This window comes from Sphingopyxis sp. OPL5 (assembly GCF_003797775.2).
In the GTDB taxonomy this organism is placed as follows: Bacteria; Pseudomonadota; Alphaproteobacteria; order Sphingomonadales; family Sphingomonadaceae; genus Sphingopyxis.
The window spans coordinates 4,354,217-4,367,516 of the sequence record NZ_CP060725.1; the positions used below are offsets into that span (position 1 = coordinate 4,354,217).

Annotated in this window: 11 protein-coding genes; 7 read left to right on the forward strand and 4 right to left on the reverse strand. The window is 66.7% G+C overall.

Going from position 1 to position 13,300, the window contains the following annotated elements:
- Nucleotides 1–261 precede the first annotated feature (261 nt).
- From EEB18_RS20940 to tpiA, 4 genes are all read right to left on the reverse strand, one after another.
- Nucleotides 262–948: a Crp/Fnr family transcriptional regulator gene (locus EEB18_RS20940; RefSeq protein ID WP_056347846.1), complete on the reverse strand. Its 687-nt coding sequence runs from the start codon at nt 946–948 to the stop codon at nt 262–264.
- A gap of 27 nt (nt 949–975) precedes the next feature.
- On the reverse strand, nt 976–2,607 hold the full coding sequence (locus tag EEB18_RS20945) for a CTP synthase (RefSeq protein ID WP_056347848.1): 1,632 nt from the start codon (nt 2,605–2,607) through the stop codon (nt 976–978).
- 118 nt (nt 2,608–2,725) lie between these two features.
- Nucleotides 2,726–3,166, reverse strand: coding sequence for a preprotein translocase subunit SecG (gene secG / locus EEB18_RS20950; protein ID WP_262408028.1), 441 nt, complete (start codon nt 3,164–3,166; stop codon nt 2,726–2,728).
- Nucleotides 3,167–3,391: 225 nt separating this feature from the next.
- On the reverse strand, nt 3,392–4,144 hold the full coding sequence (gene tpiA, locus EEB18_RS20955; RefSeq protein WP_187141528.1) for a triose-phosphate isomerase: 753 nt from the start codon (nt 4,142–4,144) through the stop codon (nt 3,392–3,394).
- A 178-nt stretch (nt 4,145–4,322) separates the two neighbouring features.
- Here tpiA and EEB18_RS20960 point away from each other — a divergent pair, with 178 nt between their 5' ends.
- From EEB18_RS20960 to trpC, 7 genes are all read left to right on the forward strand, one after another.
- Nucleotides 4,323–6,272, forward strand: a complete 1,950-nt coding sequence (locus EEB18_RS20960) for a peptidylprolyl isomerase (RefSeq protein WP_187141527.1) — start codon at nt 4,323–4,325, stop codon at nt 6,270–6,272.
- Between the two features lie 2 nt (nt 6,273–6,274).
- A complete protein-coding gene (gene trpE, locus EEB18_RS20965; RefSeq protein WP_262408029.1) occupies nt 6,275–7,792 on the forward strand; it encodes an anthranilate synthase component I in 1,518 nt (505 codons plus the stop codon).
- A gap of 725 nt (nt 7,793–8,517) precedes the next feature.
- Entirely contained in the window at nt 8,518–9,585 is a 1,068-nt protein-coding gene (locus EEB18_RS20970; RefSeq protein ID WP_187141526.1) for an alpha/beta fold hydrolase, read from the forward strand.
- The gene (locus tag EEB18_RS20975) at nt 9,582–10,589 is read left to right on the forward strand and encodes an NADP-dependent oxidoreductase (protein WP_187141525.1); all 1,008 of its coding nucleotides are present in this window, start codon (nt 9,582–9,584) and stop codon (nt 10,587–10,589) included. Before EEB18_RS20970 ends, EEB18_RS20975 begins: the two co-directional genes overlap by 4 nt.
- 78 nt (nt 10,590–10,667) lie before the next feature.
- Nucleotides 10,668–11,258, forward strand: a complete 591-nt coding sequence (locus EEB18_RS20980; protein ID WP_187141524.1) for an anthranilate synthase component II — start codon at nt 10,668–10,670, stop codon at nt 11,256–11,258.
- The gene (gene trpD, locus EEB18_RS20985) at nt 11,255–12,253 is read left to right on the forward strand and encodes an anthranilate phosphoribosyltransferase (protein ID WP_187141523.1); all 999 of its coding nucleotides are present in this window, start codon (nt 11,255–11,257) and stop codon (nt 12,251–12,253) included. Before EEB18_RS20980 ends, trpD begins: the two co-directional genes overlap by 4 nt.
- Entirely contained in the window at nt 12,250–13,035 is a 786-nt protein-coding gene (trpC, locus tag EEB18_RS20990; RefSeq protein ID WP_187141522.1) for an indole-3-glycerol phosphate synthase TrpC, read from the forward strand. The genes trpD and trpC overlap by 4 nt, the downstream gene beginning before the upstream one ends.
- The last annotated feature ends 265 nt before the right edge of the window (nt 13,036–13,300 follow it).

Sequence of the window (13,300 nt, forward strand, 5' to 3'; positions counted from 1 at the left end):
GGCGCCGTAAGCGGGGAGTCCTTGCGAGTGATTCGCAAAATCTGTTGCCCATCGGCCACAGGGCTGCGCAAAAGCATCGCAAGCTAACTGCCAGAGGGTGACAAGCGGCGCCCGGGAGCCTAGCCCGATGACTTCTGGATCACGCGGCTAAAGGCCCGGTTTCAGGGAGTGTGGACGCTTCGCCTCGTCCACGCAAAGGGGGATGGCGGTAGTTCGTCACAGGCGCCCGGGTCTCGAGATCGAGGCCCGGGCGTTGTGATTCTATCCCTCGCTCTCGCTGATATCCTCGAGCATGTCGGTATCGAGCACGCGCACCCGCCCCTGTTCGAGCGAGATGACCCCCGATTCCTCCCAGCTGCGCAATTGGCGGTTGATATGTTCGCGGCTCATCCCCGCGAAATTGCCGAGTTCGGTCTGACTGAGTTCGACGCGGTGCGTCGTCTCGATGCTGTCCTTGCGAATCAGGCGCTTGAGGTAGCGCGCCAGCCGCGGCCCCGACGCATAGGCGCGGTCGCTTTCGATCGTCTGGTCGGCGGTGCGCAGCCGCCGCGCCAGCTGCTGCATCAGCGACCAGGCGAAATCGGGGTGGCTGGTGGCAAAATCGCGCAGCGCGTTGCGGCCGAGTTGGAGCGCGCTGCCCGCGCTCGTCGCGGTGACCGAAGCGGTGCGTTCGCCGCCGTCGAGCAGCGCGATCTCGCCCAGTACCGCGCCGGGTTCGGCATAGGCGAGCACAATCTCGCGTCCCCCGGCGGTCAGCATCGACACGCGCGCCGTGCCTTCGGTCAGGATCAGCATCATGTCGCCGGGATCGCCCTGGACGAGCAATTCCCTGCCCTTGACGAAGTTGATCTGCACCGCGCGGCTCGCGATGTCGGCCCAATCCTCGACCGACAGGCCGGAAAATATGCTGTCGGGGCCCTGTAGCTCGGCGAGTTTCGCGTGATCCATAAGCCCCGTTGCCCCTGTTGCCCGGCGTCAGACCAGCCGGCTGTGCTTCACCGCCGCTTCGATGAACCCCGCGAACAGCGGGTGCGGATCGAAGGGTTTCGACTTGAGTTCCGGATGGAATTGCACCCCGATAAACCAGGGATGATCCGGCCGCTCGACGATTTCGGGTAGCATGCCGTCGGGCGACATGCCCGAAAAAACGAGACCGCCCGATTCGAGCCGCTCGCGATAGGCGCCGTTGACCTCATAGCGATGGCGGTGGCGCTCGCTGATCGCATTGGCGCCATAGACCGCCGCGACATGGCTGTTCGGCGACAGCTTCGCTTCATAGGCGCCCAGCCGCATCGTGCCGCCAAGGTCGGTGTCGGCGCCGCGCTGCTGCAGCCCTTCATCGCTCATCCATTCGGTGATCATGCCGACCACCGGCTCGTCGGTCTTGCCGAATTCGGTGCTCGATGCCGCCGCGATACCGCTCGTGTTGCGCGCGCCCTCGATGCACGCCATCTGCATGCCAAGGCAGATGCCGAAGAAGGGCACGCCCCGTTCGCGCGCGAAGCGCACGCTCGAAATCTTGCCTTCGGACCCACGCTCGCCAAAGCCGCCGGGGACGAGGATGCCGTGCAGCGGCTCGAGATTGGCGGCGAGATCCTCGCCGCTTTCGAACATCTCGGCATCGAGCCAGCGGATGTTGACCTTGACCCGGTTCGCCATGCCGCCATGGACCAGCGCCTCGTTCAGGCTCTTGTACGCATCGGGCAGCGAGACATATTTGCCGACGACGCCGATCGTCACTTCGCCCTCGGGGTGCTGCTTGCGGTCCATGATGTCGAACCAGCGCGTCAGGTCGGGGTCGGGCGCATCGTGGATACCAAAGGCGCGCAGCACTTCGTTGTCGAGGCCTTCGCCATGATATTGCACCGGCACCGAATAGATGCTGTCGGCGTCGAGCGCGGGGATCACCGCTTCCTTCCGCACGTTGCAGAATTGCGCGATCTTGGCGCGCTCGCCATCGGGCAGCGGCTTTTCGCAGCGGCAGAGCAGGATGTCGGGCTGGACGCCCAGCGACGCGAGTTCGCGCACGCTGTGCTGGGTCGGCTTGGTCTTCAATTCGCCTGCGGCGGCGATGTACGGCACCAGCGTGACATGGACCGACAGCGTCTTGTCGCGGCCTTCCTCGTTGCGCAGCTGGCGGATCGCCTCGATGAACGGCAGCGATTCGATGTCGCCGACCGTGCCGCCGATTTCGCACAGCACGAAATCGAGGTCGTCGATGTCGGTCCGCGCGAACGCTTTGATCGCGTCGGTGACGTGCGGGACGACCTGCACCGTCGCGCCCAGATAGTCGCCGCGGCGTTCCTTGGTGATGATCTGCTGATAGATACGGCCCGAGGTGACGTTATCGCTCTGCCGCGCCGCGACGCCGGTGAAGCGCTCGTAATGGCCAAGATCGAGGTCGGTCTCGGCGCCGTCGTCGGTCACATAGACTTCGCCATGCTGATAGGGCGACATCGTCCCCGGATCGACGTTCAGATAGGGATCGAATTTCCGGATACGGACGCGATAGCCGCGCGCTTGCAGCAAAGCCGCGAGGCTTGCCGCCATCAAACCTTTGCCAAGCGAGGAGACCACGCCGCCGGTGATAAAAATGAACCGCGCCATGGGAGGAAAGACTTACTCAACAGGAGGGGGACGGCGCAAGCCGTCGAATCGCAAACGGCGGAAATAATTCCGCCGCGCACGAATGCGGGCAGCGGGAGGCGCCTTGCGGCGCCGCCGCTTATTTCTTGGCGGGAGCCGGCGGTGCGGCGGGGGGCGTTTCGGCAGCGGCGGCCGCCGCGGCGGCGGCCAGCGGATCGTCGCTCGGCAGTGCCTGCGCCGGGGCGCCGTTCGCGGGGGCCTGCGCCGGGGCGGTCAGCCCGGTCGCCGCACCGCTTGCGGGCTGCGCCGATTTCGACAGCGAGGTGTCGAGCGTGGTGCTGCCCGAACCGCCGACCGAAGCCATGGCGGCGAGCACGATCGACAGGCCGACGAACGCCGTCGCGAGGATCGTCGTGGCGCGCGTCATGAAATCGGCCGCGCCGCGCGCCGACAACAGACCCGCGGGGCTGCCACCGACACCAAGCCCGCCACCTTCCGACTTCTGCATCAGGATGACGCCGATCATCGCGGCCGCCACGACGGCCTGGACGACAAGCAGGAAGGTGAAGAGGTTCGACATCATATCATCCTGAAACGGGGTGCCGCAAATGGGCCAATCTGGCGGTGCACATAGAGATGGCGCGCGAAATCTTCAACCCGCAAGGACCAGCCAGGGTCCACGCAAGAAAAACGATGCTGTCGGCCCTCTCCTTTCCCATTCGTGTCGAGCGAAGTCGAGACACCCCGCGACCGCGCGCGACCGATCGGCATCTCGACTGCGCTCGATGCGAGCGGACTTGGAAGCCTATTGAGAGAGGCTCCCTCCCGCCGCGACGATCGGCAGGAACTTGCCCGCCGTCAGGCTCGCGCCGCCGACCAGCGCGCCGTCGACGTCGCCGGCGCCCAGCAATTCGGCGGCATTGTCGCCATTGACCGACCCGCCATAGAGCAGCCGCAGCACGTCCGATCCCGTGCCGATCCGCGCGGACAGCGCGGCGCGGATCGATCCGTGCATCGCCGCGACATCCTCGGTCGTCGGCACCAGCCCGGTGCCGATCGCCCAGATCGGTTCATAGGCGATCGCGAGCCGCGTCGGATCGAAACTGTCGGGCAGCGATTCCCGCACCTGCGCCAGCACATGATCGATCGCGCCGCCCGATTCGCGGACCACGCGCGGCTCGCCGACGCACAGGATGACATCGAGTCCGGCGCCCAGCGCCGCCTCGGCCTTCGCTTTTACATCGGCGTCGCTCTCGCCGCAGCCTTCGCGGCGTTCGCTGTGTCCGACGATCACCAGGCTGGCGCCGGCATCGGCGAGCATCGCCGCGGCGACCGATCCGGTAAAGGCGCCCGACGCGGCGCTGTGGCAATCCTGCCCGCCGACCGCCCCGCCCGGCACGGCGGCGACCATCGCGCCGATCAGCGTGAAGGGCGGGCAAAGCGCGACATCGACCGCCTTGTGCTCGGCGGCGGCGGCGAAGATCGCCTGCGCCTCGGCGAGCGATGCCGACACGCCGTTCATCTTCCAGTTGCCGACCACATATTTGCGCCGCGCCATCGCCATTTCCTCTCGCTGTTGTTCCGGTTGCGACGCCCCTAGCGGTGGGCGATGGCGCTAGGCAAGACGCGCCTGCGGCGCGCCGGGCCACTTTCGCGCCTTGATGCCGCTGCCCGACCCGCCTAAAGCCGCACCGAATTGCGCGCCCGCGCACCCTATTCGAAAGATTGCCCCTTCGATGATTACCGCGATCCGCAGCCTCTTTTCCTCCACGATCGGCAAGATTCTCGCCCTCGCCTTCGTCGCGCTCGTCGGCGTTGCCTTCGCGCTCGGCGATATCGGCGGCAATTCGCCGCTCGGCGGCGGGGTCGGCGGCTCCAATGTCGCACGCGTCGGCGATACCGACATCGGCTATGCCGAACTGCGCGACCAGGTGCGCCGCTCGTTCGATCAGGCACGCCGCGACCAGCCGACGCTGACGATCGACGCCTTTGTCGAGGCCGGCGGGCTCCAGCAGACGCTCGACCAGCTCATCGACGGCGCGGCCTTCACCCAATATGCCGACACCCTCGGCTTCGGGATCAGCAAGCGCCTCGTCGACAGCCGTATCGCCGACCTGCCGGTGTTCAAGGGCGTATCGGGCAATTTCGACAAGACGGTGTTCGACGCGTTCCTGCGCCAGAACAACATCACCGAAGCCGCGCTGCGCAGCGACATCGCGCAACAGATTTACGCCGAACAGCTCGCGGTCCCGGTCGGCAGCATGCCGCGCGTCGCGCCCGCCATGGCGCAGCCCTATGCCGCGCTGCTGCTCGAACGGCGCGAGGGCCAGGCGACCTATATTCCGTCCAGCAGCTTCGCCCCGACCGCCGATCCGGGCGACGCGGTGCTGCAGAAATATCTGGGCGAGAATCGCGCCCGCTTCAGCATTCCCGAGCGCCGCGTGCTGCAATATGCGGTGTTCGACCGCAGCATCGCGCCGGTCGCGGCGGTGACCGACAAGGAAATCGCCGACATCTACAAGGCAAACGCCGCGCGCTTCGCCGCGACCGAGACGCGCCGCTTCGCGCAGGTCATCGCGCCCGACCAGGCGAGCGCGAACAGCATCGCGGCCAAGGTTCGCGGCGGTTCGTCGATCGCCGCCGCCGCGCAGGCCGCCGGCCTCACCGCCGGTTCGTCGGGCGACGTCACGCTGACCGCCTATTCGGGCATGACCAACAGCGCCGCCGCCAAGGCCGCCTTCGCCGCCAAGCGCGGCGACATTCTCGGCCCGACACAGACCGGCCTCGGCTGGACCATCGCGCAGGTCGAGACGATCACCGCGACGCCAGCCAAGACGCTCGCCGACGCCACCCCCGAAATCCGCGCCCAGCTTCAAAAGAGCAAGGCCGAAGAGGCGATCATCAGTTTCTACAACGGCGTTCAGGACGCGGTGAACGAGGGCGTGTCGATCGACGAGATCACCACCGACCGCAAGCTCACGCTCGTCGAAACCCCGGCCTTGCTGCCCAGCGGCCGGGCGCCTGCACAGCCCGCCTTCGCGCTCGCAGCCGACCTCGCGCCGATGATCAGTCAGGCGTTCCAGGGCAGCGACGCGGGCGAGACCCATCTCGCCACGCTGGTCGAGAACGAGAAATTCGCCGTCTATGCGATCAAGTCGGTCGTCCCCGCAGCGCCGCCGCCCTTCGCTCAGATCCGCGCCGACCTCCTCGCCGACTGGAAGCTCGCGCAGGGGCAGAAGGTCGCCCGCGACAAGGCGCGCGCGATCGTCAAGGCGGTCGACGGCAAGCAGAGCTTCGCCGACGCGGTGCGCGCCGCCGGGCCGAACATCGGCAACGTCCAGACGATCGGCGGGCTTCGCGCCGAACTCGGCGCGGGCGGCCAGCGCGTGCCTCCCGAACTCGCCCTGCTCTTCTCGATGGCACAGGGCAGCGTCAAGACGCTCGAAATCCCCGGCAACCGCGGCTGGATGGTGATCGCGCTCGGCAAGGTCGAGCGTCCGAACCCGAAGGATATCCAGCCCGAACGCGTCGCCGCGATCGCCGGCCCGCTCGGCCCGGCCTTCGGCAACGAACTCGTCGCCCAGATGATGCAGGACGCCCGCAAGCGCGTCGGGGTCAAGCTCAACCAGAAGCTGATCGACCAGCTGCGCAAGGAGCTGACCGGCGACGCACCGGTCGCCGAATAAGGGTGAGCCTGGAGGGTAGAGCTGCCGCGCTCGAAGCGCTGGCCGGGGGCCGCGGCGCGGTCGTCTGGCAGCGGCTGATCGCCGATGTCGAAACCCCGGTGTCGGCGGCGCTCAAGCTGATCGCGCCGGGACGCGGCGACTGGGTGCTCGAATCGGTCGAAAGCGGCGAAACGCGCGGCCGTTACAGCCTGATCGGGCTCGATCCCGATTTGATGTTCGAGGTACGCGGCGACGCCGCGCGCATCAACCGCGACTGGCAGCGTGACCGCGAAAATTTCGTGCCCGTCGCCGCTCCGGCGCTGCAAGCGCTGCGCGACCTCGTCGCCGAGTGCCGTTTCGACGTGCCCGATGCGCTGCCCAAGGCGCTCGCGACGCTCGTCGGCTTCTTCGCCTATGAAACCTTCGGCCTCGTCGAGCGCATCCCGCGCGCGCCGGGCGCCGGGCTCGGCCTGCCCGACATGGTCTTCGTGCGCCCGACGGTGATCCTCGTCTTCGACCGGCTCGCCGACGAACTTTTCCTCATCGCCCCGATCTGGCCCGACGACGATGCGCCGATCGACCGCGCGATCGACGCCGCGCAGGACAAGCTCGACGCCATCGCCGCGCGCCTCGCGACCGGCAATCCGCATGCCGAGCACGCGACCACGCTCACCGACCCGGCGACCATCGCCGCCAATCCCGCGACCACGCCCGAGCATTTCGCCGCAATGGTGGCGACCGCGAAAGACTATATCGCGGCGGGTGACATCTTCCAGGTCGTGCTGTCGCAGCGCTTTTCGAACCCGTTCGACCTGCCGCCCTTCGACCTCTATCGCGCGCTTCGCCGCATCAACCCCTCGCCTTTCCTCTATTTCCTCGACCTCCCCGGCTTCGCGCTGATCGGCTCGTCGCCCGAAATCCTCGTCCGGGTGCGCGACGGCGAGATCACGATCCGCCCGATCGCCGGCACCCGCCCGCGCGGCAAGACGAGCGCCGAGGACGCGTATAACCGCGAAAGCCTGCTCGCCGATCCCAAGGAGCGCGCCGAGCATCTGATGCTGCTCGACCTCGGCCGCAACGACGTCGGCCGCGCGGCGGTCGGCGGCAGCGTGACGGTGACCGACAGCTATACCGTCGAATTCTACAGCCATGTCATGCACATCGTCTCGAACGTCATCGGCCGCATCGCGCCCGACAAGGACGCCATCGACGCGCTGTTCGCGGGCTTCCCGGCGGGCACGGTCAGCGGCGCGCCGAAGGTCCGCGCCTGCCAGATCATCGCCGAACTCGAGGCCGACGCGCGCGGGCCTTACGCGGGCGGCGTCGGCTATTTCGCCCCCGACGGCAATATGGACAGCTGCATCGTGCTGCGCACCGCGATCGTCAAGGACGGCGAAATGCACGTCCAGGCCGGTGCCGGCATCGTCGCCGACAGCGACCCCGCCTACGAACAGCGCGAGTGCGAGGCGAAGGCCGGCGCGCTGTTCGCGGCGGCACGCGAGGCGGTACGGCTGGCGGGCATGCCGGGGTATGGGCAGTGAGCGCCGGCACCATTTGATCCGTCCGATAGGGTCAGCCGGGCGGCGACCGATCGCGATCATCTCATCTTTCGTCATCCCGGACTTGATCCGGGATCCATGGCCTGCCCTTTCGACGAACGAGGCGCCGAACGAAAAGTCCGGCCATGGATGCTGAAACAAGTTCAGCATGACGAGGATTTAAGGCAGCTCACGACCGATTGCGGACGTTCACCAGTTTTGTTTTGGTCAGCGCCTTGGCGAATGATGCCAGCCTATTCCATTATCTTTGCGATCAGCAGCATCTCGGCGCAACGCTGCCAAGGGTTGCTAGCAACCGGCGGCCTTAATGGTGGGCGGCGACCCGCCTCCGCTGCCGCGCCAAAGAGTAAGTCTGAGATCGTCCCCACTTCCCATCCGAGCGGTCCAGCCGCGTATTTATACTGTTCGGGGTCTGCATCGACCAATGCGCGATCGGCCTCAAAGTCGACTGCTAGAGCGTGAAGGAAGGTGCCGAAGGTCACTTCGTCCTGCACATGGTCAAGCAGAGCCTCTAGATCTGCGGGGGCAGCTATTTCGCTAGTCAATTTCCACGCCTTTCGGTGCAGGCTCCTTGGATGAGCTACCACCTGAGAGCGTCATTGAATAGACGTCCGCTCTCCACCCCAACGCAGACAATGCCGAAACCCTCGTCGATCTCGCGACGCAGAGGACTTATCACCGCTCCGCAAACGCGCTAGCTTCACCCCATGCTGAAATTCATCGTCCCCCTCGCCCTGCTGCTCGCAGCCGCTACGCCCGCCCAAGCCCAGATCGAAGGCGCCACCGAAGCCGATGCGATCCTCCAGGATTTCACCTTCGCGACCGGCGAGAAACTGCCCGAGCTCAAGCTCCACTACACCACGCTCGGCACGCCACAGCGCGACGCGAAAGGTAATGTCACCAACGCCGTGATGATCCTTCACGGTACCGGCGGCACCGGCAAACAATTCTTCCAGCCACAGTTCGCGAGCGAGCTTTTCGGCCCCGGCCAGCCGCTCGATACGAGCAAATATTACGTCATCCTGCCCGACAATATCGGCCATGGCGGCTCGTCGAAGCCCAGCGACGGGCTGCGGATGAAATTCCCCAAATATGACTATGCCGACATGGTCGCGGCGCAGCACCGCCTGCTCACCGAAAAGCTCGGGGTGCAGAAGCTGAAGCTCATCCTCGGCACCTCGATGGGTTGCATGCACGCCTTCGTCTGGGGCGAGACCTGGCCCGGTTTCGCCGAGCGCCTCGCCCCCTTCGCCTGCCTGCCGGTCGAGATCGCAGGCCAGAACCGCATGTGGCGCACGCTGTCGATCGACGCGATCAAGGCCGATCCGCTGTGGCAGGACGGTAATTACGGTGCGCCACCCGCCGCCGGCCTGCGCACCGCCGCCGCGCTCAGCATGATCGCGGGCGCCAACCCCTATGCGCTGCAGGCGCAATATCCGACCCGCCAGGCCGCCGAAAAATATAAGGATGAGGCCTTTGCCCGCACCTATGGCCGCAACGACGCCAACGACACGATCTACCAGCTCGAAAGCTCGCGCACCTACAATCCCTGGGCCGACCTCGAAAAAATTACCGTCCCCGTGCTCTGGATCAACAGCGCCGACGATTTCATCAACCCGCCGCTCTACGGTATCACCGAAAAAGCCGCCCCGCGCATGCCGCGCGCCACCTTCATCCTGATCCCCGCCAGCCCCGAAACCAAGGGGCACAGCACGCATACCTGGGCCAAATTCTGGAAGGACGATCTCGCGAAACTGATGGCGGAAAAGCCGTGAAGGCCCTCGTCCTCACCCGCTACGGCGGCCCCGAAGCCACCGAATTGCGCGACGTCCCGGCCCCGACGCCCGGCCCCGACGACATCCTCGTCCGCGTCCACGCCACCGGGCTCAACCCCGTCGACTTCAAGATTCGCGACGGCATGCTGAAAGTCGTGCAGGGTTATAAAATGCCCGTCGTCATGGGCAATGAATTCGCCGGAGTGGTCGAGGCGTGCGGCAAGAAAGTAACCGGCTTCGTCCCCGGCGACCGCATCTTCGCGCGCGCACCCAAGGAGCGCATGGGCGCCTTCGCCGAACTCGCGGTCGTCCCTGCCGATCATGCTGCGTTGCTGCCTGCGTCGCTCGATTTCACCACCGCCGCCGGCGTCCCGCTCGCCGGGCTCACCGCGCTGCAGGCGCTCCGCGACGAACTCCAGCTCAAACCCGGCAGCCGCGTCTTCATTCCCGGCGGCGCGGGCGGGGTCGGCACCTTCGCGATCCAACTCGCCAAATGGCTGGGGGCAGAGGTCACCACCACCGCTTCGCCGCGCGGCCGCGACCTCGTCGAGCGGCTCGGCGCCGACCACGTCATTGATTACACGACGCAGGATTTCGCGAATGAAGTCCACGACATGGACGGCGCCTTCGACCTCATCGGCGGCGACACGCTCGCCAAATGCTTCGCCGTCGTCAAACCCGGCGCCGCCGTCGTCTCGGTCGCGGGGATGCCCGAACCGCTCACCGCGACAAAGGATCTCGGCCGCGGCGCGCTCCTCGCCGCGCTCTTCTGGTTCGCAAGCTTCGGCATCCGCGCCAAAGCCCGCAAGCATGGCGCGATCTACCGCTATCTGCTCATGCACCCCAGCGGCGCCGAGCTCGCCGAATTGGCGGCGCTTATCGAGCAAAAACGGCTCGAACCCGTGATCGACCGCGTCTTTCCCTTCGCCGCCATCGCCGACGCGATCGCCTATCTCGAATCGGGCCGCGCCAAGGGCAAAATCGTCGTCCGGATGGTCGACTAGGCCCGAAAAGCCGGACTTGCGCCTTCCCAAGCTTCTATCCCTTCCCCCACTCCCGCAAAATCGCTACCGCCCCATCCCATGATCCTCGTCATCGACAACTACGACAGCTTCACCTTCAACCTCGTTCATTATCTGATCGAGCTGGGCGCCGAGGTGCGCGTCGAACGCAACGATGCGCTCACGGCTGCGCAGGCCCTCGCCAGCGGTGCCGATGCGATCCTCATCTCGCCCGGCCCCTGCACCCCGAACGAGGCGGGGATCAGCCTCGACCTCGTCGCCGCCTGCGCCGATGCCGCGCGGCCCTTGCTCGGCGTCTGCCTCGGACATCAGGCGATCGGCCAGCATTTCGGCGGCATCGTGCAGCGCGGCCATCTGATGCACGGCAAGACCTCGCCCGTCTGCCACGACGGCAGCGGGCTGTTCACCGGCCTGCCCTCGCCGCTCACCGCGACGCGCTACCACAGCCTCGAGGTCGTCGATATTCCCGCCAGCCTTGTCATCAACGCGACCAGCGACGACGGCGCGGTGATGGGGTTCCGCCACGCCGAGCTGCCGATCCATGGCGTCCAGTTCCACCCCGAAAGCATCGCCACCGAACATGGCCATGCGATGCTCGCCAATTTCATGGCGAGCGCGGGCCTGCCGGTGCGCGAACGCCAGTCGGCATGAGCCGCTTCGGTCCCTTCCCCGATCCGGCCGCGCTGCTCGATCATGACGAGGCCGCGCACGCCTTTGCGACGATGCTCGACGGCGGCGGCAGCGACGACGATATCGCCGGCTTCCTGGCCGCGCTGTCCGACCGCGGCGAGACGATGGTCGAAATCGCCGCCGCGGCGCAGGCAATGCGCGACCGGCTGATCGCGATCGAGGCCCCTGCGGGCGCGATCGACGTCTGTGGCACCGGCGGCGACGGCCATCATACACTGAACGTCTCGACCGCGGTCGCCATTGTCGTGGCAGCATGCGAGGTTCCGGTCGCAAAGCACGGAAATCGTGCCGCTTCGTCGAAATCCGGTGCCGCCGATACCTTGGAAGCCCTCGGCCTCGACATGGACCGCGCCGACCATATGGCGCAGGAACAGCTTGCCGACCTCGGCATCTGCTTCCTCTTCGCGGGAACCCGGCATCCGGCGATGAAGCGCATCATGCCGATCCGCAAGGCGCTCGGCCGCCGGACCATCTTCAACCTGATGGGCCCGCTCGCCAACCCCGCGCGCGTCACGCGCCAGCTCGTCGGCATCGCGCGCCCCGCCTATGTCCCCGTCTATGCCGAGGCGCTGCACCGGCTCGACACCGAGCATTCGCGCGTGATTTCGGGTGACGAAGGCCTCGACGAACTGTCGCTCGCCGGCGGCAACGAGGTCGCGGTGGTCACCCCCGAAGGCGTCGTCATGCAGCGCAGCCACGCCGCCGACGCGGGCCTGCCGACACGCCCGCTCGAGGAACTGCGCGGCGGCGACGCCGCTTTTAATGCGAAGGCCCTGCGCGGCCTTCTCCAGGGCGAGCCCGGTGCCTATCGCGACGCCGTCCTCTACAACGCCGCCGAGGCGCTCCTCGTCGCAGGCGCGGTCCGGACGCGAACCGAAGGCGTCGAGGAAGCCGCCGAAGCGATCGACAAGGGCCTCGCCAACGCACTGCTCGACTGCTGGATCGCTTACAAATGAACAAACTCACCCAGATCCTCGCCACGAAGGCCGAAGAAGTCGCCGAACGCCGCCAGTCGCGAACGATGGCCGATCTCGACGGCATCGACGCCGGCCCGGTGCGCGGCTTCGCCGCCGCGCTGCAGGCAAAGATCGACGCCGGCGGCTTCGCGCTGATCGCCGAAATCAAGAAAGCTTCGCCGTCCAAGGGATTGATTCGCGAAGATTTCGATCCGACCGACCATGCCCGCGCCTATCAGGCCGGCGGCGCGGCGTGCCTCTCGGTGCTCACCGACGCACCTTATTTCCAGGGCCATGAAGAATTTCTGATCGCCGCGCGCACCGCATGCGACCTGCCGGTGCTGCGCAAGGATTTCATGATCGACCCCTGGCAGGTCGCCGAAGCACGCTCGATCGGCGCCGACGCGATCCTGATCATCGTCGCCGCGCTGGAAGACGCCGAGATGCAGGCCATCGAGGCCGCGGCGATCGAACGCGGCATGGACGTCCTCGTCGAGGTTCATGACGAAGCCGAGCTAAGCCGCGCGCTGACCGCGCTCCAGTCGCGCCTGATCGGCGTCAACAACCGCGATTTGCGTACGTTCGAGACCGACCTCGCGGTCACCGAACGCGTCGCGAAACTGGTGCCCGCCGGCACGCTGCTCGTCGGCGAAAGCGGCATCGCCACTCACGCCGACTGCCAGCGCCTCGCGGCCAGCGGCGTGAAAAGCTTCCTCGTCGGTGAAAGCCTGATGCGACAGGACGATGTGGCGACGGCGACGAAGGCGTTGCTGGAAGGATAGCGTCTACTTCGGGGTGGGGAGCGGACATCCCCAATCCTCCCTGTCGCGAAGCGATGGGGAGGTGGCAGCCCGCAGGGCTGACGGAGGGGCCGACGCCGTAGGCGTCGCGCTACCTTTCAGCCCCTCCACCACCGCTTGCGGCGGTCTCCCTCCCCATGGCCTGCGGCCACAGGGAGGATCTCTCTACGGCCGCTTCCGCCCGTAAGCGGTCTTCGTAACCCGCAGCAAAACCAGCTCGCTCCCATCACCGACGGGCATCCTATAC